Here is a 23448-nt window from a genome sequence, read left to right on the forward strand (position 1 = left end):
CGGCGGCACGTACAACGCGCCCGAATAACCGGCGATCACCCCCGAGCGACAACCACTGGTCGCGCCTGACACGCATCACGCACAACCCTGCTGGACAGGCTTCGCCGGATGAGCGAAGACCCCCCTGCCCAAAGGGCCGGCATCACTGCCGCCGACCCTGCTCGGTGGGGACCCAGGAACCCCCGCGACCCGACCGGCTGTCGGGGTACGGGAATGGACCGAGCGTCGCCGATCGTGGTGCATTCTCGCCGCCGACACAAGGGGGTTCGTTACTGGCTAGTAGCGGCCGTGTGACCGCGGGGCGACGCACCGGGCCCGAACGGCGACGCTGGGTGTGCCCTGAGGGCGGAACAAAACTATTGATCGATGGACAGAGTCCGACAGATCGACGCCGTCGACTTACTGGCAGTAACAGCGGCCGCGATTACCAAGTTTTGGTAAAGCGCGGCCGCGGTGACGCCACTTCGACAGCTCCTTCACACGCGCCACACGTGTATGGCGTTTAGCGCGCCGATTCCGGAGCGCCGGCCGGAAGCCGCCTAGAACAGGGCCCGGGCGAGTGCCCGGCGCGCCGCGGTGACCCGCGGGTCGTCGGCGCCGACCACCTCGAACAGTTCGAGCAGCCGCAGCCGTACGGCGTCGCGGTCGTCGCCCGCGGTGACGCGCACCGTGTCGATGAGCCGCCCGAAGGCGTCCTCGACGTGACCGCCCACCAGGTCCAGGTCGGCGGCGGCGATCTGCGCCTGGGCGTCGCCCGGCTTGTCGGCCGCGTCCTGACGGACCTTCTGCGGATCGGCGTTCTGCACCCGCTGGAGCAACTCGGCCTGCGCCAGGCCCAGTTTCGCCTCCATGTTGCCCGGCTCCTCGGCCAGCACGTTCTTGTACGCCTGGACGGCACCGCCCAGGTCACCCGCGTCCAGCGCCTGCACGGCGGCCTCCAGTGCCGCGTCGTGCGGCCCCGCCGGGCGCTCGGGGGCGGCGGAGTGCGCGGCGCCCGGCTCCGCCTCGGGGTCGACGACGAGACCGGTCAGACCGAAGCGCTCCTCGCCGACCTGCACCAGCTGGTCCAGGGTCTGGCGGATCTGCGCCTCGCTCGCGGCCCCCTGGAAGAGCGGCAGCGCCTGTCCGGCGACGACCGCGAACACGGCCGGGATGCCCTGGACGCCGAACTGCTGCATCAGCATCTGGTTGGCGTCGACGTCGATCTTGGCGAGGAGGAAGCGTCCGTTGTACTCGACGGCGAGCCGCTCCAGGACCGGGCTCAACTGCTTGCAGGGCTCGCACCACTCGGCCCAGAAGTCGATGACGACCGGGACCTCGGTGGACCGCTGCAGGACGTCGCTCTCGAAGCCGGCCTCGTCGACGTCGATCACGAGGTCGGCCGGGGAGACGGCACCCGTCCCGCCGCCCTGGCGGGCCGCCTCGGCACGCGCCTGCTCCGCCTTCGCCTTGGCCTCCTGGGCCTGCTTCACCGCGGCGAGGTCGACGACCCCGCTCATGGACATGTTCCGTGGCTGCATGGGTCTATCCTCCCCCGTACGGCGCGCGCGTGTGAAAACCGGGTCGAAAGCCCGCCCGGATGTGTGCTGTTCGACGTGTGTACTGCTCGGCGCCGGGTCCCCACCCCACGCCCGTGGTCGTCGCTGGGGCGCGGGCGGACCCGCGCTTTCGCTACGCGTCGTAGCGTAATGCCATGAGGGCCCGCGGGAACACCCCGCCCCGGTGATCTGTCTCACGGGGGACCCCGTGTTACCCGCCGGTTAAGGTCGGGGGATGCAGAGCAGCACCCCCGCCGGCCGTGCCGGACGCCCGCGCAGCGCCGCGGCGGACACCGCGATCCTGGCCGCGACGCGGGCCGCCCTGGTCGACCTCGGCTGGTCGAAGCTCACCCTGGGAGACGTCGCCACGCGGGCCGGGGTTGCCAAGACGACGCTGTATCGCCGCTGGGCGGGGAAGAACGAGCTGGTCGTGGACGCGGTGGCGGAGCTCTTCGACGAGCTGGAACTGCCCGACCGCGGCTCCCTCGCCGACGACATCGAGGGCGTGGTGCTCCAGTTCGCGGCGATCCTGGCCCGTCCGGAGGCCAGGAGCGGCCTGATGGCGGTGGTCGCGGAGTCCACCCGCGACGACGCGCTGCGCGAGCGCATCCGCACGTCGATCGTCGAGCGGCAGAAACGGCTGGTCCTGGAGGGCAGGGCGCGGGCCCAGACCCGGGGCGAGCTGCCGCCGGAGCCGGACGCGGCGGAGGCGGCCCGCACGGCGGACCTGATCTTCGACATGGTCGCGGGAGCGGTGGTGCACCGCACCCTGGTCAGCGCGGAGGCCGCGAACGGCGACTGGGTGCGGAGCCTGACCCAGGTCCTGCTGTGGGGCCTCACCTCCCGCCCGACCGACCCGGCCGACCCCGATGACGCGTGACCTCGCGACCGACCGAGCCGGGTGACGCCTGACTTCCCGACCGACCGAACCGACCGACGGGTGACCCCTCGGCCGACCCAGTCGGGTGGTGGGCGGGCATGAATCCGGGGGTCCAGGGGGCGGAGCCCCCTGGTGACACCCACCGGAACACGCGGCGCCTAGAACCCCGCAGGCTCCGTGTACACCCCCCACTCGTCCCGCAGCACCCCGCAGATCTCCCCCAGCGTCGCCTCCGCCCGCACCGCGTCCAGCATCGGTTCGATCATGTTGCCGCCCGACCGCGCCGCCGCCAGCATGGCGTCCAGGGCGCCCCTCACCGCCGCGTCGTCACGCGCGGCCTTCCGCTCGCCCAGCACCCGGACCTGCTCACGCTCGACCTCGTGGCTGACCCGCAGGATCTCCAGGTCGCCGGTGACGGAGCCGGTGTGGACGTTGACGCCGACCACCTTCTTGTCGTCCTTCTCCAAAGCCTGCTGGTAGCGGAAGGCGGACTCGGCGATCTCGCCGGTGAACCAGCCGTCCTCGATGCCCCGCAGCAGACCGGAGGTGATCGGCCCGACGGGGTGCTGCCCGTCGGGGTGGGCACGCAGCCCCCGTTCCTTGATCTGCTCGAAGATCTTCTCCGCGTCGACCTCGATCCGGTCGGTGAGCTGCTCGATGAACCAGGAACCGCCCAGCGGGTCGGCGACGTTGGCGACGCCGGTCTCCTCCATCAGCACCTGCTGGGTGCGCAGGGCGATCTCCGCGGCCTGCTCGCTGGGCAGCGCCAGGGTCTCGTCGAGCGCGTTGGTGTGCAGGGAGTTGGTCCCGCCCAGTACCGCCGCGAGCGCCTCCACCGCCGTACGCACCACGTTGTTGTACGGCTGCTGCGCGGTCAGCGAGACACCGGCGGTCTGCGTGTGGAACCGCAGCCACTGCGCCTTCTCGCTCTTGGCCCCGTACACGTCGCGCATCCACCGCGCCCAGATCCTGCGCGCCGCGCGGAACTTGGCGATCTCCTCGAAGAAGTCGACGTGCGCGTCGAAGAAGAAGGAGAGGCCGGGCGCGAAGACGTCCACGTCGAGACCGCGCGAGAGCCCCAGTTCCACGTACCCGAAGCCGTCCGCCAGCGTGTACGCCAGCTCCTGCGCGGCCGTGGCCCCGGCCTCGCGGATGTGGTAGCCGGAGACGGAGAGCGGCTTGTAGGCGGGGATGCCGGCCGCGCAGTACTCCATGAGGTCGCCGATGAGCCGCAGGTGCGGCTCGGGCTGGAAGAGCCACTCCTTCTGGGCGATGTACTCCTTGAAGATGTCGGTCTGCAGCGTGCCGTTGAGCACGGACGCGTCCACGCCCTGCCGCTCCGCGGCGACCAGGTACATGCAGAACACGGGCACGGCGGGCCCGCTGATCGTCATGGAGGTCGTGACGTCGCCGAGCGGGATGTCCTTGAACAGCACCTCCATGTCGGCGGCCGAGTCGATGGCCACCCCGCAGTGCCCGACCTCGCCGAGCGAGCGGGGGTCGTCGGAGTCGCGGCCCATGAGCGTCGGCATGTCGAAGGCGACGGACAGGCCGCCTCCCCCGTTCCGGAGGATCATCTTGTAGCGCTCGTTGGTCTGCTCGGCGTTGCCGAACCCGGCGAACTGCCGGATGGTCCACGTACGCCCCCGGTACCCGGTCGGATACAGGCCGCGGGTGAAGGGGTACTCGCCCGGCCAGCCGATCCGCTCGAAGCCCTCGTACTCGTCCCCGGGGCGTGGCCCGTACACCGGCTCCACGGGGTCTCCGGAGAGCGTGGTGAAGTCCGCGTCGCGCTTGCGCGCCGCGTCGTACCGGGCCTGCCAGCGACGGCGGCCCTCTTCTATGGCGTGAGCGTCCATACCCTCGAATTTACTAGGACGTCCAAGTAAATGTCGATGGGCTACCGCCGTACGGGTGTCCGTACGGCGGCGGGACGGCTCGCGAAGGGCCGGTTACGCCTTGACGGGGGCGGGCGCCTCGGTGGCGGCGACCTTGGCGTCCAGCTCCCGGCTGATCCGCCGCTCCACGAAGAACGCGGCCGTCGGAACGGTCCCGGCGAGCAGCACCCAGAGCTGCTTCTTCACCGGCCACTTCGCCTTGGAGCCCAGGTCGAACGCGAAGACCAGGTAGATCACGTACAGCCAGCCGTGGGCGATGCTGACGACCTGGGTGAAGTCGGCGGCGCCGCCCAGATCCAGCACGTACTTGGCGATCATGCCAAGGCACAGCGCGATCAGCAGCACACCGGTGACGTACGCCATGACCCGGTAGCGGGTCAGCACGCTCTTTTTCATGGCTACGAGCGTAACCGCCCGTTTCGCGCGATCTTCGACCGGGTCGGGCGACCCGCCGGGCCCGCCCGCCGGCCCTCGCCCGGCCCCCGGAGCCGCCGCTCAGTCCTCCTTGAAGTCCCCCGCGGCGACCCGCAGCGGCCTGAGCATCGCGAAGATCTCGCCGCACTCCTCGGCGTCGTACGCGCCCAGGCCGAAGTCCATCGCCATCAGCTCGCGGGTGGCCGCCTCGACGACCTCGCGGCCCTTGTCGGTGATGGTGGCCAGGGTGCCGCGGCCGTCGTTGGGGTTGGGGCGCTTGGCCACCAGACCGGAGCGCACCAGCCGGTCCACGGTGTTCGTCACGGAGGTGGGGTGCACCATGAGGCGCTCGCCGATCTTGGACATCGGCAGCTCGCCCGACTTGGAGAAGGTGAGCAGCACCAGCGCCTCGTACCGCGCGAAGGTCAGCCCGTACGGCTTGACCACGGCGTCGACCTCGGCCAGGAGGATCTGCTGGGCCCGCATGATCGAGGTGATCGCGGCCATGGAGGGCACACCGCCCCAGCGCTGTGCCCAGAGTTCGTCGGCTCGGGCGATGGGATCGAAGGAGAGACTGAGGGGCTTCGGCACGCCCACAGACCTTACCGGCCGGTCATATGCCGGTCAGCCCCGTCTCGCCTTTCGATACCACCGCCCGCCGGCACGGTCAGGGAGCGAGGTGGCGCTCGACCGTCTCGACCTTGGACGTGAGGCCGTCCGTCACACCGGGACGGATGTCGGCCTTGAGGACCAGGGAGACCCGCGGCGCGCGGGCCTCGACGGCGGCGACGGCCCGCCGGACGACGTCCATGACCTCGTCCCACTCGCCCTCGACGGACGTGAACATCGCGTCGGTGCGGTTCGGCAGCCCGGACTCGCGGACCACCCGGACGGCGTCGGCGACGTACTCCCCCACGTCCTCGCCGACGCCGAGCGGCGTCACGGAGAAGGCGACGATCATGCGTTGACGATCCCTTCCTGGCGGGCGCGGGAGGCGATGACCGCGCTCTCGGCCTCGCGCTTGAGCTTGCGCTCGGCGAAGAAGCCGCCGGTCGGCAGGACCGAGAGGACGAAGTAGAGCGCGGCGGTCTTCAGCGGCCACTTGGCGCGGTTCCAGGCGTCCGCCCAGAAGATCACGTACAGCACGAAGAGGACACCGTGGATCATGCCCATCGCCGGCACCGCGTTGAAGTCGGTGGTCCGCTTCAGTACCGAGCAGACGAGCAGGAGGAGGAACGAGATCGCCTCGGGGGCCGAGACCAGGCGGAGGCGGCGGAGGGCGGTGGCGGTCTTGAGGTCCACGGGTCACCTTCGGGAGGGAGGGATGCGCCGTCGGCGCGGGCGGCGTGCGGTCCGCCTTGTGAACGGAAGCACAATCGTCGCCCCATTGTGGCAAACAACGCCCCAAGGGATGGACTCAGGGTCGTTCTCCGCCCGTGGGACCTGTTCCGTCCACCCGTGGCGGGTCTACTTTCACCACGTGGCGATGTTCCGACTTCAAGGCAGCAAGGTCCTCGCCGTCGACATGACCGGAGACGCCGTCAAGGCGAAGAACGGCTCGATGGTCGCGTACGACGGGGAGATGGCCTTCAAGAAGCTGAGCGGCGGCGGTGAGGGCATCCGGGGGATGGTGACCCGGCGGATCACCGGCGAGCAGATGACGGTGATGGAGGTGAAGGGGCACGGGACCTGCTGGTTCGCGGACCGGGCCTCGGAGATCAACCTCGTGGGTCTCCAGGGCGACAAGCTGTACGTCGAGTCGAGCAACTTCCTGGCGGCCGACGCCGGGCTGCGGACCGGCACCAGTTTCACGGGCACGCGCGGCGCCTCCCAGGGCAACGGGCTGTTCACCACGACGATCGAGGGACACGGGCAGGCGGCGATCATGTCCGACGGTCCCGCGGTGGTGCTGCGGGTCAGCGCGCAGTACCCGCTGACCGTCGACCCGGGGGCGTACGTCGCGCACCAGGGGAACCTGCGGCAGTCCTTCCAGTCGGGTGTGACCTTCCGCACCCTGTTCGGGGAGGGCGGCGGGGAGGCCTTCCAGATCCGCTTCGAGGGCGACGGGTTGGTGTACGTGCAGCCGAGCGAGCGGAACACGATCGCGGGGGATGTGTGATGGCCTTCGAGGAGATCAATTCCAAGATGGTCCGGGCGACCGTCGCGCCCGGACAGCGGCTGTTCAGCCAGCGCGGGGCCATGCTCGCCTACCGGGGCGAGGTGTCCTTCACCCCCAATCTGCGCGGCGGCCAGGGCGGGGTCATGTCGATGATCGGCCGCCGGGTGGCGAACGAGGACACGCCGCTGATGACCGTGGAGGGCAGCGGCACCGTGTTCTTCGGGCACGGCGGCCACCACGTGCAGGTGATCAACCTGTCGGGCGACACCCTGTACGTGGAGGCGGACCGCCTCCTCGCCTTCGAGGGCACCCTGGAGCAGAGCACCGTGTTCCTGGGCTCGCAGGGCGGCGTCATGGGCATGGTGCGGGGCCAGGTGAGCGGGCAGGGGCTGTTCACCACGTCCCTCAAGGGGCACGGCTCGGTGGCGGTGATGGCCCACGGCGGCGTCTTCGAGGTGCCCATCACCCCGCAGCGTCCGGTACGCGTCGACCCGCAGGCCTACGTCGCCCACCACGGGGACGTGCGCAACAAGCTGTCCACGGCGCTGGGCTGGCGGGACATGGTGGGACGCGGCTCCGGCGAGGCGTTCCAGCTGGAGCTGAGCGGCAGCGGCACGGTGTTCGTCCAGGCGTCCGAGGAGAAGCTGTGAGCACGGTCCACCACGACCCGGCGACGCTGCCGGCCGACGACAACGTCAACGCGTACACCTTCTGCGTGGAGCTCAAGGGGAGCCAGTGGTTCCTGCAGAAGGGGAAGATGATCGCCTACTACGGGACGATCGACTTCAACGGCATCGGGCACGGCCGGCTGGACCGTCTGGTGCGCACGTCGTTCCATTCGCCTCTGCACGCGAGCGACTGGGTCGTGGCCGAGGGCTCGGGCAAGATGCTCCTCGCCGACCGGGCCTTCGACGTGAATTCGTACGACCTCGAAGACGGCAACCTGACCATTCGCTCGGGCAACCTGCTCGCTTTTCAGCCAAGCCTCGCACTCAAGCAGTCGATCGTGCCCGGCTTTCTGACGCTGATCGGAACCGGGAAGTTCGTCGCCGCGTCCAACGGTCCGGTGGTGTTCATGGAACCGCCGCTCCGGGTCGACCCGCAGGCCCTGGTCGGCTGGGCGGACTGCCCGTCCCCGTGCCACCACTACGACCACGGGTACATGACCGGCCTACTGGGCGGTCTACGTGCGATGACGGGGCTCGGCGGCGCCTCCGGGGAGGAGCACCAGTTCGAGTTCGTGGGGGCGGGGACGGTGCTGCTGCAGTCGAGCGAGGCGCTCATGGCGGAGCAGGCCGCGGGGGCTCCGCCGCAGCAGCCGGGCGTGCCCGGCGGCGGGCCCTCCGGAGCGCCGGGAGGCCGCTCGGGGGTACCGGGGCTTCCCGGACAGCTGGGGGACCTCCAGCGCCGCTTCGGGCTGTGAGCGGTAACCTGCGGAGTGTGACATCGAACGCGTGCGCACCGTCACCGTCACGGCAAACCCCTCACTAGTTCGCCTTTCAACATTTTAGGTAGACTTCATTCATGGAGACCGAGACGGCCACTCGCTGGCTGACCGATACGGAGCAGTGTGCTTGGCGCACCCACCTGGAGGTCAACAGGCTGTTGACGCACCAGCTCGAGAAGGACCTGCAGCCGTTCGGCCTGACGATGAACGACTACGAGATTCTGGTGAACCTCTCCGAGTCGGAGGGCGACAGAATGCGGATGAGCGATCTGGCCACCGCCACGATGCAGTCCAAGAGCCGCCTCTCCCACCAGATCACCCGCATGGAGAACGCGAACCTGGTCCGGCGGGAGAACTGCGAGTCCGACCGCCGGGGGCTCTTCGCCGTCCTCACCGAGCACGGCCTGGAGACGATGCGGAAGGTCGCACCGCACCACGTGGCCTCCGTCCGCCGGCACTTCATCGACCTGCTGGCCCCGGAGGACCTGACGGAGCTGGACAAGGCGCTCAAGCCCATCGCCGAGCACCTGCGCGGGCAGCGGGGACGTCCCTGATCACGTCCTCGACGACCGTGAAGGTCTAGGCACCCGGCAGGCGGAGCTCGAACAGGGCGCCGCCTGCCGGTGCGTCGTGCACCGTGAGCGTGCCGCCGTGCCGCACGGCGACGTCCCGGGCGATGGCCAGCCCCAGACCGGCCCCGCCGTCGTCGCGGCTGCGGGCGGCGTCGAGCCGTACGAACCGCTCGAAGATCCGCTCCCGGTCGGCCGCCGGCACGCCCTCGCCGTCGTCGGCCACGGCGACCACCGCCGCCTCCCCGTCCCGGCGCACCGAGACCTCCACCGTCGAGCGGGCGTGCCGCTGGGCGTTGTCCAGCAGATTGGCCAGCACCCGCCCCAGCTGCCCCCGCGACCCGGCCACGTGCACGGCTGCGTCCCCGCGCACGCCCACACCCGCACGGCCCTCGGCCGCCTCCCGCGCGAGCGCCGCGAGGTCGACCCGGGCGTCGGCGGGCCGCTCCCCCGCGTCCAGCCTGGCCAGCAGCAGCAGGTCGGCGGCGAGCCGCTGGAGCCGCACGGTGTCCTCCACGGCGCCGTCGAGGTCCAGCAGCTCGGGATGGGCGGCGGCCACCTCCAGCTGGGTGCGCAGCGAGGCGATCGGGCTGCGCAGCTCGTGCGAGGCGTCGGCGACGAACCGGCGCTGCCGCTCCACCGAGGACTCCAGCGCGGCCAGCGTCTCGTTGGTGGTCGAGGCGAGCCGGGCCACCTCGTCGTGGGTGCCGGGCACCGGAACCCGGCGGGCCAGGTCCTCGCTGGCGGTGATCGCGGCCATCTCCCGCCGGATGCCCTCCACCGGGCGCAGCGCCCGCCGGGTGACCAGCCAGGTCACCCACGCGACGACCGCGAGCAGCAGCGGGAAGCCGATCAGCATGACCGTCAGCGCGGTGTTCACGGCGCCGTGTTCGGCGGAGAGCGGGGCGCCGGCGTAGACGGTGAGCCGGTCTCCGCGCCGGGTCTCCACGGGGACGGTGACGAAGCGGTAGTCCTCCGTGTCGCCGTCGACGGTCGCGGTGCCGTCGCCGACGGTGGCCGGCTCGCCGATCTCTCCGGCCTCGAGCGACTCGCCGGAGTCGTCATCGTCGCCGTCGTCGTCGTCGTTCGGGGAGGCGGACGGCCGGGGGGTCACCGCGTCGACGCCGGTACCGGTGATCCGCTCCAGGTCCTCGCTGGCGGCGACGAGCGTTCCCTCCTCGTCGACGACCTGCACGGGGCGGTCGTCGTCGTCCAGGTTCAGTTCGGTGTACCGCGTCCCGACGGCCAGGGCGGTCGCCACGTCCCGCGCCGAGCGCTCCGCCTGGGTGCCCGCCTCGCCGAGCAGGTTGGAACGCAGGGACAGCAGGACGGCGGTGCCGGCCGCGACGAGGGCGACGGCGACCACGAGGGTCGCGGCGAGCGTGGCGCGGGCCCGCACCGAGGCGAAGAGGCGGCTCATCGCCCGGTCTCCAGCCGGTAGCCCGCGCCGCGCACGGTCCGGATGAGCCCGGCGCGCAGCTTGCGCCGCAGCGCGCTGACGTACACCTCGACGATGTTGGGGTCGCCGTCGTAGGCGAAGTCCCAGACGTGCTCCAGGATCTCCGCCTTGGACACGACCTGTCCGGCCCGCACCACGAGCTGCTCCAGGACGGCGAACTCCTTGGCGGTGAGGGTGACCTCGTCCTCGCCGAGGAAGACCCGGCGGGCGGCGGTGTCGACCCTGAGGTCGCCGTGGACGTGGACGGGCGAGGCCCCGGCGCCCTGCCGCCGTCGCAGCAGGGCCTTCACCCGGGCGACGAGGACGACGTACGAGAAGGGTTTGGTGAGGTAGTCGTCGGCGCCGGTGTCCAGGCCCTCGGCCTCGTCGTACTCGCCGTCCTTGGCGGTGAGCATCAGGATCGGCACGTCGTGCCCGGCGGCGCGCAGGGCGGCGCAGACCCGGTAGCCGTTGAGGCCGGGCAGCATGATGTCGAGGATGACGAGGTCGTAGGCGCCCTCGCCGGCCCTGTGCAGTCCCTCCAGGCCGTCGTGGACGACGTCCACGGCGTACCCCTCCGCGGTGAGGCCCTTGGCGAGCGACACGGCGAGGCGCTTCTCGTCCTCCACGATCAAGAATCGAGAGGGGCGGCGCGAAGCGCCTCGGGCAGGGTGGTGGTGGGCGACGGGTGGGCGCATGTGTAGAGGGTCCCAAAGCCGAGCTGAAGATCCCTTCAGGCGGCTTCAGCCTGGCCTCAGCGTCGGTCCGCGACAGTGAAGTCACCGAAAGCCACTGGACTGTGGACGAGGTCCGACGACTCGGAGGAAACCGCATGAAGCGCAACATCGTGATCGCCGCCGTCACCGCCGCCGCACTGGTCGGAGGCGGTACGGCGACGGCCCTGGCGACCGCAGGGGACGACGACCGGGGGACGGCACCCAGGGCTGACGTGAGCGTGTCGGACGACGGCGGCGTACGGGACGAGGCCGACGACCGTGACGACGACGCCGCCCGTGCCGCCTCCGCGAAGGTGACGGCGGCCGACGCCGTCGCCGCCGCGCTGGCGGACACGCCGGGCACCGCCGTCTCCGCCGAGCTGGACGACGGGGACGACGACGGGGACGACGACGGCGACGACCGCCGGGAGCGCGCGGCCTGGGAGGTCGACGTCCTCTCCGGCGACGGCACCTGGCACAGCGTCCGGGTCGACCCGGCCACCGGCAAGGTCCTCGGCGCGGAGCGGGACGACGACGAGGACGACACCGCCGAGGTGCGGGCGGCCCTGAAGGGCGCCTCCGTCGACGCCGCCGAGGCCGCGAAGGCGACGGCGGCGGCCGGGCACGCCACCGTGACCTCGGTCGAGCTGGACGAGGACGGCCACTACGGCGACGGCAAGCCCGCCTGGGAGGTCGAGACGCAGGCCTCCGGCAAGGGCGAGCAGGACTGGCGGGTCGACCCGAGGACCGGCAAGGTCACGGCCGACCGCTCGCACGACGCGCACGGCTCTCGCTACTCGGACGACACCGACGACGCCGGAAACGCCGACGACGCCGACGACGCCGACGACGACTGACCGGCCCCTCCGGCGCGTCGGGCGGCCCCGAAGCGGCGCCCCGGCACCAGTGCCGCCGCCGCGGCGACCGCGCCGGACACCGCGAAGCACACCGGCACGGGCAGCCGTTCCACCAGCAGCCCCACGGCGGCGGCCCCGGCGGAACCTCCGGCGTTCACCGCCGTGTTGCACCAGGTGCCCGCCCGGACCCGGAAACCGGGCGCCGCGCTCTCGTCGGCGACCAGGTACGCCGTGGTCAGGGCCGGGGCCACGAACAGGCCCGCGCACATCACGGCCGCCAGCAGCGTGCCGAGGCCGGGCGCGAGGCCCGCGGCGGCGAGGCAGAGGCCGAGTCCGGCCGCGAGGTACGGGAGCCGGGCGCGGGTGGGCGAGCTCCAGGCGACGGCGCCGTTGACGAGACCGCCGACCGCGCTGCCCAGCGACAGTGCCGCGAGCACCCAGGCGGCGGCGCCGTCCCCGAGGCCGCGCTCCCCCGCGTAGGCGACGACGAGGAGATCGACGGCGCTCACCGAGACGCCGACGCCGGCTGCGACGAGGACGGGCTGCAACAGCGCCCGGGCCTGCCCGTCGGCACGGCCCTCCGCGGCGGGGCCGTCGTTCTTCTCCCGCCCCGCCGGACGCAGCGCGGCGGCCGCCGGCGAGGTGACGAAGGCGAGGGTGCCGACCGCCACCAGCACCGCGCTGAGCACGACGCCGGCGGTCGGCGGGGCCACGGCGACGATGCCGCCGACCAGGAGCGGGCCGGAGACGAAGAGCAGTTCCTCGGCGACGCCGTCCAGGCTGTAGGCGCGCTGCAGCAGGGCCCGGTCGGGCAGCAGCTCCGCCCACACCGCGCGCATCGTGGGGCCGAGCGGGGGCGTGCAGGCGCCCGCGAACGCGGCGATCACCGCGAGGGCTGCCTCGGACGTGCCGGGACGGCGGCAGGCCGCCGCCAGCGCGCAGAGCAGGGCGGCGTACAGCAGGGCCATGGGCAGCAGGGCCCGGCGCGGACCGTGCCGGTCGACGAGGGAGGCGCGGTAGGGCGACAGGAAGACGCCCGTGGCGCCGAAGAGCGCCATGACCAGCCCGGCCACGGCGTACGACCCGGTGGACCGGGTCAGGGAGAGCATCAGGGCGAGGGAGACCGTGCCGTACGACAGCCGCCCGACGAGGGCGGCCGCGAACGTACGGCGGGCATGGGGGACACGGAGCAGGGCGGCATAGGAGGGCCGCGGAGAGCGCGTGGACACGCGGAAGTTCCTCACGGGAGGGCGACAAGGGGACGCCGATGCGCGCGACGGCCGGATCCGGCGGTCGCGTGCGGGGCGTGCCCTATGCCAAGAGGAGGAACATGCGCGTCACTTTAGCCCGTGGGGTCCGGCTCCGCGGGGAATTTCCGTCAGGACCGTCAGCCCGGCCCCTCAGCCCTCCGTCAGCCCCGCCACCAGCTCGTCCGCCGCCCGGTAGGGATCCAGCTCCCCCGCGACGATCCGCTCCGCCAGCGCGCCCAGCCGCCGGTCCCCGTGCAGGTCTCCGATGCGTTCCCGCAGCGTGGTGACCGCGATGGTCTCGACCTCGCGCGCCGCACGGGCCCGCCGGCGCTCGGCCAGCACGTCCCGCTCCTCCATCCACGCCCGGTGCTTCTCCAGCGCCTCGACGACCTCGTCGACGCCCTCGCCGCGCGCGGCGACCGTCTTGACGATGGGCGGGCGCCAGTCACCGGCGGCGCGGGCCTCGCCGAGGCCCAGCATGTGGTTCAGCTCGCGGGCGGTGGCGTCGGCGCCGTCCCGGTCGGCCTTGTTGACGACGTAGACGTCGCCGATCTCCAGGATTCCGGCCTTGGCGGCCTGGATGCCGTCGCCCATGCCGGGGGCGAGGAGGACGACGGAGGTGTCGGCCTGGGAGGCGATCTCGACCTCCGACTGGCCCACGCCCACCGTCTCGACGAGGACCACGTCGCAGCCGGCCGCGTCCAGGACGCGGATCGCCTGCGGCGCGGCCCAGGCGAGGCCGCCGAGGTGGCCGCGGGTGGCCATCGAGCGGATGTAGACGCCCGGGTCGGAGGCGTGCTCCGACATCCGCACCCGGTCGCCGAGCAGGGCGCCGCCGGAGAAGGGCGAGGACGGGTCGACGGCGAGAACGCCGACCCGCTTGCCCTGCTTGCGGTAGGCCGTCACCAGCGCCGAGGTGGAGGTCGACTTGCCGACGCCCGGCGAACCGGTCAGACCGACGACGTACGCGTTGCCGGTGAGCGGCGCGAGGGCTTCCATGACCTCCCTGAGCTGCGGGGACGCCCCCTCCACCAGGGAGATCAGCCGGGCCACGGCCCGCGGCCGGCCTTCTCGGGCCTGGGCCACCAGTGAGGAGACGTCCTGCATCACAGCTCCGTTCAGCTCCGTTCAGCTCTGTTCCGTGAGAAGTCGTGGCTCCCGGGGTCAGGCCCCGGGCACCCGCACGATCAGCGCGTCGCCCTGGCCGCCGCCGCCGCACAGCGCCGCCGCGCCGACCCCGCCGCCGCGCCGCTTCAGTTCCAGCGCCAGGTGCAGCACCAGCCGGGCGCCGGACATGCCGATCGGGTGACCCAGGGCGATGGCACCGCCGTTGACGTTCACCTTTTCGGTGGAAACACCGAGATCCTTCATTGACTGGACGGCGACGGCCGCGAACGCCTCGTTGATCTCGATGAGGTCGAGGTCGCCGACCTCGAGCCCTTCCTTCTTCAGGGCGTGCCGGATGGCGTTCGACGGCTGCGACTGCAAAGAGTTGTCCGGACCCGCGACGTTGCCGTGCGCGCCGATCTCCGCGATCCACTCCAGGCCCAGCTCCTCCGCCTTGGCCCGGCTCATGACCACCACGGCCGCCGCGCCGTCGGAGATCTGCGAGGAGGAGCCCGCGGTGATCGTGCCGTCCTTGGCGAAGGCCGGGCGCAGCTTGGCCAGCGACTCGACGGTGGTGTCGCCGCGGATGCCCTCGTCCTTGCCGAACAGCACCGGGTCGCCCTTGCGCTGCGGGATCTCGACCGGGGTGATCTCGGCGTCGAAGACGCCGTTCTTCTGGGCGGCCGCGGCGCGCTGGTGGGACAGGGCGGCGATCTCGTCCTGGGCGGCGCGGTCGATGCCGAGCCGGGTGTTGTGCTTCTCCGTAGACTCGCCCATGGCGACGTTCTCGAAGGAGTCGGTCAGGCCGTCGTAGGCCATGGCGTCGATCATCTGCACCGCGCCGTACTTGTAGCCCTCGCGGGACTTGGGAAGCAGGTGCGGGGCGTTGGTCATGGACTCCTGACCGCCGGCGACGACCACGTCGAATTCACCCGCGCGAATGAGCTGGTCGGCGAGTGCGATGGCGTCGAGGCCGGAGAGGCAGACCTTGTTGATCGTGAGCGCCGGGACGCTCATGGGGATGCCGGCCTTGACGGCGGCCTGGCGGGCGGGGATCTGCCCGGCGCCGGCCTGGAGCACCTGGCCCATGATCACGTACTGGACCTGGTCGCCGCCGATCCCCGCGCGGTCGAGGGCGGCCTTGATCGCGAAGCCGCCGAGGTCGGCCCCGGAGAAGGACTTCAGGGAGCCGAGCAGCCGCCCCATCGGGGTGCGCGCACCCGCGACGATGACGGACGTCGTGCCGTTCTTGCCGGAGGTTCCGGACGTTCCAGAAGCTGCAGAGGTCATGGGCTGCGATCCCCTTTTCCGGCCCGCACAGGCCGCGGAGTGAACGAGGGTTTACTCGAATGTACTGAGCGGTATGCCGCCCGTCACCCGGCGGTCGGTGTGATCGCGCGCACGTTGCGTAACCACCTCCGGGGCGCTGCACTGAATCCATGCTGACGCGAATCGACCACATCGGAATCGCCTGCCACGACCTGGACACGACCGTCGAGTTCTACCGTGCCACGTACGGCTTCGAGGTGTTCCACACCGAGGTCAACGAGGAGCAGGGGGTCCGCGAGGCCATGCTCAAAATCAACGAGACCTCGGACGGCGGCGCCTCCTACCTCCAGCTCCTCGAGCCGACCCGCGAGGACTCCGCGGTCGGCAAGTGGCTCGCGAAGAACGGTGAGGGCGTCCACCACATCGCCTTCGGCACGGCGGACGTGGACGCGGACGCCGCGGACATCCGCGAGAAGGGCGTACGCGTTCTGTACGACGAGCCGCGGCGCGGTTCGATGGGATCGCGGATCACCTTCCTGCACCCCAAGGACTGCCATGGCGTACTGACAGAACTGGTCACATCGGCGGCCGTTGAGTCACCTGAGCACTGACCCTCGTACATAAGGGCCGGTAGGGTTGGGTGCGGTCGCCGCTCAGTCCAGGGTGACCCGGTCCTGTCGCCCTGGGCGCCGGGACCGCCGGGGTCGTGTTTCGGGGGGTCGGCGACGGGGCAGCAGCACATGCTCCGCCGTTGATCTGACACCATTCCCCGGGGGCACCGTCCGGCGGACGGACGGAGCTCGTTCGGGAATATTTGCGACCAGGGGACGGATGGGACCGCGCAGTGCGGGGCTACGAGAGCCAGGAGCGAGAGCCGGCGGCTGACGTCGACCACCTCTCTCGGTTCGAGGCCGAGATGAAGCGGCTGAAGACCGAGCGGGAAAAGGCGATCCAGCACGCCGAGGACCTCGGCTACCAGGTCGAGGTGCTGCGCGCCAAGCTGCACGAGGCGCGGCGCACCATCATGTCCCGGCCCGCCTTCGACGGCGGCGACATCGGGTACCAGGCCGAGCAGTTGCTGCGCAACGCGCAGACGCAGGCCGACCAGCTGCGCGCCGACGCCGAGCGGGAGCTGAGCCAGGCCCGCGCGCAGACCCAGCGCATCCTCCAGGAGCACGCGGAGCAGGCCGCGCGGCTCCAGGCCGAGCTGCACCAGGAGGCGGTGACCCGCCGCCAGCAGCTGGACCAGGAGCTGGCCGAGCGCCGGCAGACCGTCGAGTCGCACGTCAACGAGAACGTGGCGTGGGCGGAGCAGCTGCGCGCCCGCACCGAGCAGCAGGCCCGCCGGCTGCTCGACGAGTCCCGCGCGGAGGCCGAGCAGGCCATGAGCGCCGCCCGCGCGGAGGCCGAGCGGCTGACCGCCGAGGCCCGTCAGCGGCTGCGCAGCGAGGCGGAGAGCGCCCGCGCGGAGGCCGAGCAGATCCTGCGCCGGGCCCGCACCGACGCGGAGCGGCTGCTGAACGCCGCCTCCACCCAGGCCCAGGAGGCCACCGACCACGCGGAGCAGCTGCGCAGCTCCACCGCCACCGAGTCGGAGTCCGCCCGCCGCGAGGCCCAGGAGCTGAGCCGGGCCGCCGAGCAGCGCATGGCGGAGGCCGAGGAGGCGCTGCGCAAGGCGCAGGCCGAGGCCGAGAAGGTGGTCGCCGAGGCCGAGGAGGCCGCGGCCAAGGCGCTGTCGAGCGCCGAGGCGACCAACGAGCAGCGCACCCGTACCGCCAAGGAGCAGGTCGCCCGGCTGGTCGGCGAGGCCACCAAGGACGCCGAGAACACCAGGTCCGAGGCCGAGCAGGTGGTCGCGGACGCCCGCGCCGAGGCCGAGCGGATCGTCGCCGAGGCGGCCGAGAAGGCGCGTACGGTCACGGCCGAGGAGTCGGCCACCCAGCTCGCCAAGGCGGCCAGGACCGCCGAGGAGGTGCTGAACAAGGCGTCGGAGGACGCCAAGCGCACCACGAAGGCGGCCACCGAGGAGGCCGAGCGGATCCGTTCCGAGGCCGAGGCCGAGGCGGACCGGCTGCGCGGCGAGGCGCACGACATCGCCGAGCAGCTCAAGGGCGCGGCGAAGGACGACACCAAGGAGTACCGCGCCAAGACGGTCGAGCTGCAGGAGGAGGCGCGCCGGCTGCGCGGCGAGGCCGAGCAGCTGCGGGCCGACGCGGTCGAAGAGGGCGAGAAGATCCGCGCCGAGGCCCGCAAGGAGGCCGTGGCGCAGATCGAGGAGGCGGCGAAGTCCGCCGAGGAGCTGCTCGCCAAGGCCAAGGCGGACGCGGACGAGCTGCGGCAGAGCGCGACGGCGGACGGCGAGAAGGTCCGCGCCGAGGCCATCGAGCGGGCGACGACCCTGCGCCGGCAGGCCGAGGAGACGCTGGAGCGCACCCGCGCGGAGGCCGAGCGGCACCGCACGGAGGCCGCCGAGCGCGTGGCGGAGCTCCAGGCGGAGGCGGAGCGTGCCGCCCGTGAGCTGCGCGAGGAGGCCGAGCGCGCCGTCGAGGCACGGCAGGCGGAGGCCGCCGAGGAGCTGACGCGGCTGCACGCCGAGGCCGAGGAGCGCCGTACCGCCGCCGAGGAGGCGCTGTCCGGGGCCCGCGAGGAGGCCGAGCGGATCCGTCGCGAGGCCGCCGAGGAGAGCGAGCGGCTGCGCACCGAGGCCGCGGAGCGGATCCGTACGCTCCAGCAGCAGGCCGAGACGGAGGCCGAGCGGCTGCGCACCGAGGCCGCCGCGGACGCGTCCGCCTCCCGCGCGGAGGGCGAGGCCGTGGCCGTACGGCTGCGCTCGGAGGCGTCCAGCGAGGCGGAGCGGCTGAAGTCGGAGGCGCAGGAGAGCGCCGACCGGGTGCGGGCGGAGGCGCAGAGCGCCGCCGAGCGCATCGCGGCCGAGGCGTCGGAGGCGCTGGCCGCCGCCCAGGAGGAGGCCGCCCGGCGCCGCCGCGAGGCGGAGGAACTGCTCGGCTCCGCGCGGCAGGAGGCCGACCAGGAGCGCACGCAGGCCCGCGAGCAGAGCGAGGGGCTGCTGGCCTCGGCGCGCAATCGGGTGGAGGAGGCGCAGGCCGAGGCGGTGCGGCTGGTCGAGGATGCCGACCGCCGGGCGACCGAGATGGTGTCGGCCGCCGAGCAGCACGCGCAGCAGGTCCGCGAGTCGGTCGCCGGGCTGCACGAGCAGGCCCAGGAGGAGATCACCGGGCTGCGCAGCGCCGCCGAGCACGCCGCCGAGCGCACCCGGACCGAGGCGCAGGAGGAGGCGGACCGGGTCCGCGCCGACGCCTACGCGGAGCGGGAGCGGGCGAGCGAGGACGCCGGACGCCTCAGGCGCGAGGCGCAGGAGGAGACCGAGGCCGCCAAGACACTGGCCGAGCGGACGGTCTCGGAGGCCATCGCGGAGGCCGACCGGATCCGCGCGGACGTCGCCGAGCACGCCCAGCGGGTGCGCACCGAGGCCTCCGACGCCATCGCCGAGGCCGAGCAGTCCGCGTCGCGCACCCGGGCGGACGCCCGTGAGGACGCCAACCGCATCCGGTCCGACGCGGCGACGCAGGCGGACACCCTGATCACCGAGGCGCGTTCCGAGGCGGAGCGGCTCACCGCCGAGACGGTGGCCGAGACCGACCGGCTCCGCACGGAGACCCTCGCGGAGGCGGAGCGCGTCACCACCGAGGCGGCGAGCGAGGCCGAGCGGGTACGGACCGAGGCGGCCACCGAGGCCGAGCGGCTGCGCACCGAGTCGACCGCCGAGGCCGAGCGGGTGCGCGCCGAGGCGAGCGCCCGGGCCGAGCAACTGGTCTCGGATGCCACCGGGGAGGCGGAGCGGCTGCGCGCCGAGGCCGCCGACACGGTGGGCTCCGCCCAGCAGCACGCGGAGCGGATCCGCGCCGAGGCCGAGCGGGTGCGGACCGAGGCGGCGGCGGAGGCCGAGCGGGTCACCACGGCCGCCCGCGAGGAGGCCGAGCGGACCCTCGACGAGGCCCGCAAGGACGCCAACAAGCGGCGCTCGGAGGCGGCCGAGCAGGTCGACACGCTCATCACGGAGACCACCGCCGAGGCCGACAAGCTGCTCACCGAGGCGCAGAAGCAGGCCCAGAAGACCACCGCGGACGCCGAGTCGCAGGCCGACACGATGGTCGGGGCGGCCCGTGCGGAGGCCGACCGGATCCTCCAGGAGGCGACGGTCGAGGGCAACACCCGGGTGGAGAAGGCCCGTACGGACGCGGACGAGCTGCTGGTCGGCGCCCGGCGGGACGCGACCGCCATAAGGGAGCGCGCGGAGGAGCTGCGCGAGCGGCTCACCTCCGAGATCGAGGAGCTGCACGAGCGGGCCCGCCGCGAGGCCGCCGAGACGATGAAGTCGGCCGGCGACCGCTGCGACGCGCTCGTCAAGGCGGCCGAGGAGCAGCTGGCCAAGGCGGAGGCGAAGGCCAAGGAGCTGGTGTCGGAGGCCAACTCCGAGGCCGGCAAGGTGCGCATCGCCGCCGTCAAGAAGGCCGAGGGGCTGCTCAAGGAGGCCGAGCAGAAGAAGGCCACCCTGGTCCGCGAGGCCGAGGAGCTGAAGGCGGAGGCCGTCCGCGAGGCCCGGGCCACGGTCGACGAGGGCAAGCGCGATCTGGAGGTCCTGGTCCGGCGCCGCGAGGACATCAACGCGGAGATCTCCCGGGTGCAGGACGTGCTGGAGGCACTGGAGTCGTTCGAGGCGCCCGGGGGCGCGAAGGACAACGGCGTGAAGGCCGGAGCCACGGTGGGCGCCCCACGTTCGGGTGGCAAGTCGTCAGACGGCTAGCATCCGGAGTGATTTGGGTGTCTGCTGGAGATCTTTGGCCGAGTCCCGACGGGACCCTTGCCCAAGGCTTTGGCAAGCCATCCGAGGGTCAGCCACTCAAAAGAGGTGTCATTCTCCGTATCAAACGTGCATCCGCTCGATGACACACCGCATTGGCGCCTAGGATTCCCTCTATCACCTCACCCGGTCTCTTTCGACAGGAACCCCATGAGCGACACTTCCCCCTACGGCTTCGAGCTTGTGCGGCGTGGGTACGACCGCGCTCAGGTGGACGAACGTATCTCCAAGCTCGTCTCCGACCGTGACAGCGCTCTCACCCGCATCACCGCTCTGGAAAAGCGCATCGAGGAGCTCCACCTCGAGACTCAGAACGCCCAGGCCCAGGTCAACGACGCCGAGCCGTCGTACGCCGGCCTCGGTGCCCGGGTCGAGAAGATCCTGCGGCTCGCCGAGGAAGAGGCGAAGGACCTGCGCGAGGAGGCCCGGCGCGCGGCCGAGCAGCACCGCGAGCTGGCCGAGTCGGCCGCCCAGCAGGTGCGCAACGACGCGGAGTCGTACGCCGCCGAGCGCAAGGCCAAGGCCGAGGACGAGGGCGTCCGGATCGTCGAGAAGGCCAAGGGCGACGCCTCCCAGCTGCGTTCCGAGGCGCAGAAGGACGCGCAGTCCAAGCGCGACGAGGCGGACGCGCTCTTCGAGGAGACCCGCGCCAAGGCCGCGCAGGCCGCCGCCGACTTCGAGACCAACCTCGCCAAGCGCCGCGAGCAGTCCGAGCGGGACCTGGCCTCCCGTCAGGCCAAGGCCGAGAAGCGGCTCGCGGAGATCGAGCACCGCGCGGAGCAGCTTCGCCTGGAGGCGGAGAAGCTGCGCACGGACGCCGAGCGCCGGGCCCGCCAGACCGTGGAGACGGCCCAGCGCCAGTCCGAGGACATCGTGGCCGACGCCAACGCCAAGGCCGACCGGATCCGTTCGGAGTCCGAGCGCGAGCTGGCCGCCCTCACCAACCGCCGCGACTCCATCAACGCGCAGCTGACCAACGTGCGCGAGATGCTGGCGTCCCTCACGGGCGCCGCGGTGGCCGCCGCTCCGGCGGTCGAGGACGAGTCGGTCTCCCGCGGGGTGCCGGCCCAGCAGTCCCGCTGAGGCGGTCCGGCCCACGCGGGGCGGACGCCTGCTGAATACGTACGAAGAAGGACGAGGCCTTCTGTCACTGGGGTGGCAGCGGGCCTCGTCCCGTTCTAGCGTGGGCGCCATGATCGAGCTCGAGGGGCTGACCAAGCGGTACGGCGAGAAGGTGGCGGTCAACAACCTCTCCTTCACCGTCAGACCCGGCATCATCACGGGCTTCCTCGGCCCCAACGGCGCGGGCAAGTCGACCACCATGCGGATGGTGCTGGGCCTGGACCGGCCCACCGCCGGCGACGTGCGGATCGACGGCAAGCACTACGACGAACTCGCTGATCCGCTGACGTACATCGGCGCGCTGCTCGAGGCCAAGGCGTGGCACGGCGGGCGCAGCGCCTACAACCACCTGCTGTGCCTCGCGCAGAGCAACGGCATTCCGGCGAAGCGGGTGCGCGAGGTCCTGGACACGGTCGGGCTGTCGGCGGTCGCCCGGAAGAAGACCAAGGGCTTCTCCCTCGGTATGGGGCAGCGGCTCGGCATCGCCGGCGCGCTCCTCGGCGACCCGCGGATCCTGATGTTCGACGAGCCGGTCAACGGGCTCGACCCCGAGGGCATCCACTGGATCCGCAACCTGATGAAGACCCTGGCCTCCCAGGGCCGGACGGTCTTCGTCTCCTCCCATCTGATGAGCGAGATGGCGCTGACCGCCGACCATCTGGTCGTCATCGGCCAGGGCAGGCTCCTCGCGGACACCTCGATGGCCGAGTTCATCGCGGAGAACTCCCGCAGCTACGTCCGGATCCGCACCCCGCAGCGCGAGCAGCTGCTCGACGCGCTGCACGACGCCGGGGTCCCGGTCGTCGAGGCGGGCGACGGGGTGCTGGAGGTGGACGGCGACAAGTCCGAGGCGGTCGGCGAGCTGGCGGCGCGGCGGCAGATCGTGCTGCACGAGCTGAGCCCGCAGCGCGCCTCGCTGGAGGAGGCGTTCATGCAGCTCACCGCGGAATCCGTGGAGTACCACGCCCACGACGGGCAGCCGCCCGGCACGCTGCCGCAGCAGCAACAGCCACCGGGGCAGCCGCCGCGGCAGTGGGGCAGCGACTGGAAGAGGGGTTGAGCATGGCGGCGACACAGGTCCTCCGATCCGAGTGGACCAAGATCCGGTCGGTCGCATCCACGGTGTGGACGCTGGGCCTCGCCGTGGTCGTCACCATCGCCCTCGGCATGCTGATCTCGGCCCTGTCGAAGAACGAGTTCTCCGACATGAGCCGGCGGGACCAGCTCTCCTTCGACCCGACCTTCATCAGCTTCGCGGGCACGAGCCTCGGCCAGCTGGCGATGATCGTGTTCGGAGTGCTGGTGGTGGGCAACGAGTACAGCACCGGCATGATCCGCACCTCGCTGGCCGCCGTGCCGAAACGGGGCACGTTCCTGTTCAGCAAGATCGCGGTGGCGACCGCACTGGCGCTGGTCGTGGGCATGGTCACCAGCTTCGCCACGTTCTTCCTCGGTCAGGCGATGCTCGGCGACCTGAAGGCGTCGATCGGCGACCCCGGCGTGCTCCGCGCGGTGTTCGGCGGGGGCCTCTACATGACCCTCATCGCGATGTTCTCGATGGGCGTCGCCGCGATGCTCCGCTCCCCCATGCTGTCGCTGGGCATCCTGATGCCGTTCTTCTTCCTGATCTCCAACATCCTGGGCAACGTCCCCGCGACGGAGAAGGTCGGCCGGTTCCTGCCCGACCAGGCCGGCAGCAAGATCATGCAGGTGGTCACGCCGATCGACGACGACGTGCCGTACGGGCCGTGGGGCGGCCTCGGGATCATGGCACTGTGGGTGATCGCGGCACTCGTGGGCGGGTACGCGGTGCTGAAGCGCAGGGACGCCTAGAAGAGACTCCTCGGCGCGTCGGATTTTGCCCGGGCTTGAACGGAACCGTCAGCGCGTGGATATCCTCCTAACCCTTACGGGGGCGTGTGCCCTGCTGTCCCTGAACCTT

The 23448-nt window shown here is 72.0% G+C and carries 22 protein-coding genes; 11 read left to right on the top strand and 11 right to left on the bottom strand.

The features are described 5' to 3' along the window. Positions 1-539 precede the first annotated feature (539 nt). Complete coding sequence (locus NI25_RS12235; protein WP_061442485.1) at positions 540-1520, bottom strand: co-chaperone YbbN; 981 nt, start codon at positions 1518-1520, stop codon at positions 540-542. Positions 1521-1773: 253 nt separating this feature from the next. On the opposite strand from NI25_RS12235, the gene NI25_RS12240 reads away from it, so the two are divergent. Continuing rightward, positions 1774-2418 carry a TetR/AcrR family transcriptional regulator gene (locus NI25_RS12240; RefSeq protein WP_061442486.1) on the top strand — a complete coding sequence of 215 codons (645 nt, stop codon included), beginning with the start codon at positions 1774-1776 and terminating at the stop codon, positions 2416-2418. Positions 2419-2576: 158 nt separating this feature from the next. On the opposite strand, the gene NI25_RS12245 is transcribed toward NI25_RS12240, so the two are convergent. The 5 genes from NI25_RS12245 to NI25_RS12265 all read right to left on the bottom strand — a co-directional run bounded on the left by NI25_RS12245 (position 2577) and on the right by NI25_RS12265 (position 6032). Further along, complete coding sequence (locus tag NI25_RS12245; protein WP_061442487.1) at positions 2577-4277, bottom strand: acyl-CoA mutase large subunit family protein; 1701 nt, start codon at positions 4275-4277, stop codon at positions 2577-2579. 93 nt (positions 4278-4370) lie between these two features. Further along, positions 4371-4712, bottom strand: coding sequence for a DUF3817 domain-containing protein (locus NI25_RS12250; protein WP_059301499.1), 342 nt, complete (start codon positions 4710-4712; stop codon positions 4371-4373). Positions 4713-4811: 99 nt separating this feature from the next. Next, positions 4812-5321 (bottom strand): MarR family winged helix-turn-helix transcriptional regulator, encoded by a 510-nt coding sequence (locus NI25_RS12255; protein ID WP_030402693.1) that lies wholly within the window; start codon positions 5319-5321, stop codon positions 4812-4814. Between the two features lie 76 nt (positions 5322-5397). Beyond that, entirely contained in the window at positions 5398-5691 is a 294-nt protein-coding gene (locus tag NI25_RS12260; RefSeq protein WP_003973587.1) for an MTH1187 family thiamine-binding protein, read from the bottom strand. Continuing rightward, entirely contained in the window at positions 5688-6032 is a 345-nt protein-coding gene (locus NI25_RS12265; protein WP_003973588.1) for a DUF3817 domain-containing protein, read from the bottom strand. Before NI25_RS12265 ends, NI25_RS12260 begins: the two co-directional genes overlap by 4 nt. A gap of 184 nt (positions 6033-6216) precedes the next feature. Between NI25_RS12265 and NI25_RS12270 the strand changes: the two genes are divergently transcribed. The 4 genes from NI25_RS12270 (at position 6217) to NI25_RS12285 (ending at position 8850) form a co-directional block, all read left to right on the top strand. Beyond that, on the top strand, positions 6217-6849 hold the full coding sequence (locus NI25_RS12270; RefSeq protein ID WP_061442488.1) for an AIM24 family protein: 633 nt from the start codon (positions 6217-6219) through the stop codon (positions 6847-6849). Then, positions 6849-7499: an AIM24 family protein gene (locus NI25_RS12275; protein ID WP_061442489.1), complete on the top strand. Its 651-nt coding sequence runs from the start codon at positions 6849-6851 to the stop codon at positions 7497-7499. The genes NI25_RS12270 and NI25_RS12275 overlap by 1 nt, the downstream gene beginning before the upstream one ends. Further along, positions 7496-8272: an AIM24 family protein gene (locus tag NI25_RS12280; protein WP_061442490.1), complete on the top strand. Its 777-nt coding sequence runs from the start codon at positions 7496-7498 to the stop codon at positions 8270-8272. The genes NI25_RS12275 and NI25_RS12280 overlap by 4 nt, the downstream gene beginning before the upstream one ends. A gap of 101 nt (positions 8273-8373) precedes the next feature. Next, positions 8374-8850, top strand: coding sequence for a MarR family winged helix-turn-helix transcriptional regulator (locus NI25_RS12285; protein ID WP_003973592.1), 477 nt, complete (start codon positions 8374-8376; stop codon positions 8848-8850). Positions 8851-8875: 25 nt separating this feature from the next. On the opposite strand, the gene NI25_RS12290 is transcribed toward NI25_RS12285, so the two are convergent. Continuing rightward, on the bottom strand, positions 8876-10285 hold the full coding sequence (locus NI25_RS12290; protein ID WP_061442491.1) for a sensor histidine kinase: 1410 nt from the start codon (positions 10283-10285) through the stop codon (positions 8876-8878). Then, positions 10282-11001 (bottom strand): response regulator transcription factor, encoded by a 720-nt coding sequence (locus tag NI25_RS12295; RefSeq protein WP_061442492.1) that lies wholly within the window; start codon positions 10999-11001, stop codon positions 10282-10284. Before NI25_RS12295 ends, NI25_RS12290 begins: the two co-directional genes overlap by 4 nt. 134 nt (positions 11002-11135) lie before the next feature. On the opposite strand from NI25_RS12295, the gene NI25_RS12300 reads away from it, so the two are divergent. Further along, positions 11136-11876 (top strand): PepSY domain-containing protein, encoded by a 741-nt coding sequence (locus tag NI25_RS12300; RefSeq protein WP_061442493.1) that lies wholly within the window; start codon positions 11136-11138, stop codon positions 11874-11876. Here NI25_RS12300 and NI25_RS12305 read toward each other — a convergent pair. The 3 genes from NI25_RS12305 to NI25_RS12315 all read right to left on the bottom strand — a co-directional run bounded on the left by NI25_RS12305 (position 11813) and on the right by NI25_RS12315 (position 15523). Then, positions 11813-13105 carry an MFS transporter gene (locus NI25_RS12305; protein ID WP_061442494.1) on the bottom strand — a complete coding sequence of 431 codons (1293 nt, stop codon included), beginning with the start codon at positions 13103-13105 and terminating at the stop codon, positions 11813-11815. The genes NI25_RS12300 and NI25_RS12305 overlap by 64 nt on opposite strands. A 171-nt stretch (positions 13106-13276) precedes the next feature. Further along, positions 13277-14233 (bottom strand): methylmalonyl Co-A mutase-associated GTPase MeaB, encoded by a 957-nt coding sequence (gene meaB / locus NI25_RS12310; RefSeq protein WP_061442495.1) that lies wholly within the window; start codon positions 14231-14233, stop codon positions 13277-13279. Between the two features lie 57 nt (positions 14234-14290). After that, complete coding sequence (locus NI25_RS12315; RefSeq protein ID WP_061442496.1) at positions 14291-15523, bottom strand: acetyl-CoA C-acetyltransferase; 1233 nt, start codon at positions 15521-15523, stop codon at positions 14291-14293. A gap of 149 nt (positions 15524-15672) precedes the next feature. Between NI25_RS12315 and mce the strand changes: the two genes are divergently transcribed. From mce to NI25_RS12340, 5 genes are all read left to right on the top strand, one after another. Further along, positions 15673-16113 (top strand): methylmalonyl-CoA epimerase, encoded by a 441-nt coding sequence (gene mce / locus NI25_RS12320; RefSeq protein WP_061442497.1) that lies wholly within the window; start codon positions 15673-15675, stop codon positions 16111-16113. A gap of 233 nt (positions 16114-16346) precedes the next feature. Continuing rightward, positions 16347-20327 (top strand): polarized growth protein Scy, encoded by a 3981-nt coding sequence (scy, locus tag NI25_RS12325; RefSeq protein ID WP_061442498.1) that lies wholly within the window; start codon positions 16347-16349, stop codon positions 20325-20327. A gap of 207 nt (positions 20328-20534) precedes the next feature. Next, on the top strand, positions 20535-21467 hold the full coding sequence (locus tag NI25_RS12330) for a hypothetical protein (RefSeq protein ID WP_061442499.1): 933 nt from the start codon (positions 20535-20537) through the stop codon (positions 21465-21467). Positions 21468-21576: 109 nt separating this feature from the next. Beyond that, positions 21577-22566: an ABC transporter ATP-binding protein gene (locus NI25_RS12335; protein ID WP_061442500.1), complete on the top strand. Its 990-nt coding sequence runs from the start codon at positions 21577-21579 to the stop codon at positions 22564-22566. 2 nt (positions 22567-22568) lie between these two features. Continuing rightward, entirely contained in the window at positions 22569-23339 is a 771-nt protein-coding gene (locus NI25_RS12340; RefSeq protein WP_199560893.1) for an ABC transporter permease, read from the top strand. Positions 23340-23448 lie beyond the last annotated feature (109 nt).

It is taken from the genome of Streptomyces sp. CCM_MD2014 (assembly GCF_000772045.1).
Taxonomy (GTDB): Bacteria; Actinomycetota; Actinomycetes; order Streptomycetales; family Streptomycetaceae; genus Streptomyces; species Streptomyces salinarius.

What these genes read in the sequence shown, in the direction of transcription:
- mce (WP_061442497.1), top strand. Translation starts at nt 15,673, where the DNA reads ATGCTGACGCGAATCGACCACATCGGAATCGCCTGCCACGACCTGGAC.
- NI25_RS12240 (WP_061442486.1), top strand. Translation starts at nt 1,774, where the DNA reads ATGCAGAGCAGCACCCCCGCCGGCCGTGCCGGACGCCCGCGCAGCGCC.
- NI25_RS12340 (WP_199560893.1), top strand. Translation starts at nt 22,569, where the DNA reads ATGGCGGCGACACAGGTCCTCCGATCCGAGTGGACCAAGATCCGGTCG.
- NI25_RS12290 (WP_061442491.1), bottom strand. Translation starts at nt 10,285, where the DNA reads ATGAGCCGCCTCTTCGCCTCGGTGCGGGCCCGCGCCACGCTCGCCGCG.
- NI25_RS12330 (WP_061442499.1), top strand. Translation starts at nt 20,535, where the DNA reads ATGAGCGACACTTCCCCCTACGGCTTCGAGCTTGTGCGGCGTGGGTAC.
- NI25_RS12335 (WP_061442500.1), top strand. Translation starts at nt 21,577, where the DNA reads ATGATCGAGCTCGAGGGGCTGACCAAGCGGTACGGCGAGAAGGTGGCG.
- meaB (WP_061442495.1), bottom strand. Translation starts at nt 14,233, where the DNA reads ATGCAGGACGTCTCCTCACTGGTGGCCCAGGCCCGAGAAGGCCGGCCG.
- NI25_RS12250 (WP_059301499.1), bottom strand. Translation starts at nt 4,712, where the DNA reads ATGAAAAAGAGCGTGCTGACCCGCTACCGGGTCATGGCGTACGTCACC.
- NI25_RS12285 (WP_003973592.1), top strand. Translation starts at nt 8,374, where the DNA reads ATGGAGACCGAGACGGCCACTCGCTGGCTGACCGATACGGAGCAGTGT.
- NI25_RS12270 (WP_061442488.1), top strand. Translation starts at nt 6,217, where the DNA reads ATGTTCCGACTTCAAGGCAGCAAGGTCCTCGCCGTCGACATGACCGGA.
- NI25_RS12295 (WP_061442492.1), bottom strand. Translation starts at nt 11,001, where the DNA reads ATGCGCCCACCCGTCGCCCACCACCACCCTGCCCGAGGCGCTTCGCGC.
- NI25_RS12300 (WP_061442493.1), top strand. Translation starts at nt 11,136, where the DNA reads ATGAAGCGCAACATCGTGATCGCCGCCGTCACCGCCGCCGCACTGGTC.
- NI25_RS12245 (WP_061442487.1), bottom strand. Translation starts at nt 4,277, where the DNA reads ATGGACGCTCACGCCATAGAAGAGGGCCGCCGTCGCTGGCAGGCCCGG.
- NI25_RS12315 (WP_061442496.1), bottom strand. Translation starts at nt 15,523, where the DNA reads ATGACCTCTGCAGCTTCTGGAACGTCCGGAACCTCCGGCAAGAACGGC.
- NI25_RS12275 (WP_061442489.1), top strand. Translation starts at nt 6,849, where the DNA reads ATGGCCTTCGAGGAGATCAATTCCAAGATGGTCCGGGCGACCGTCGCG.
- NI25_RS12260 (WP_003973587.1), bottom strand. Translation starts at nt 5,691, where the DNA reads ATGATCGTCGCCTTCTCCGTGACGCCGCTCGGCGTCGGCGAGGACGTG.
- NI25_RS12235 (WP_061442485.1), bottom strand. Translation starts at nt 1,520, where the DNA reads ATGCAGCCACGGAACATGTCCATGAGCGGGGTCGTCGACCTCGCCGCG.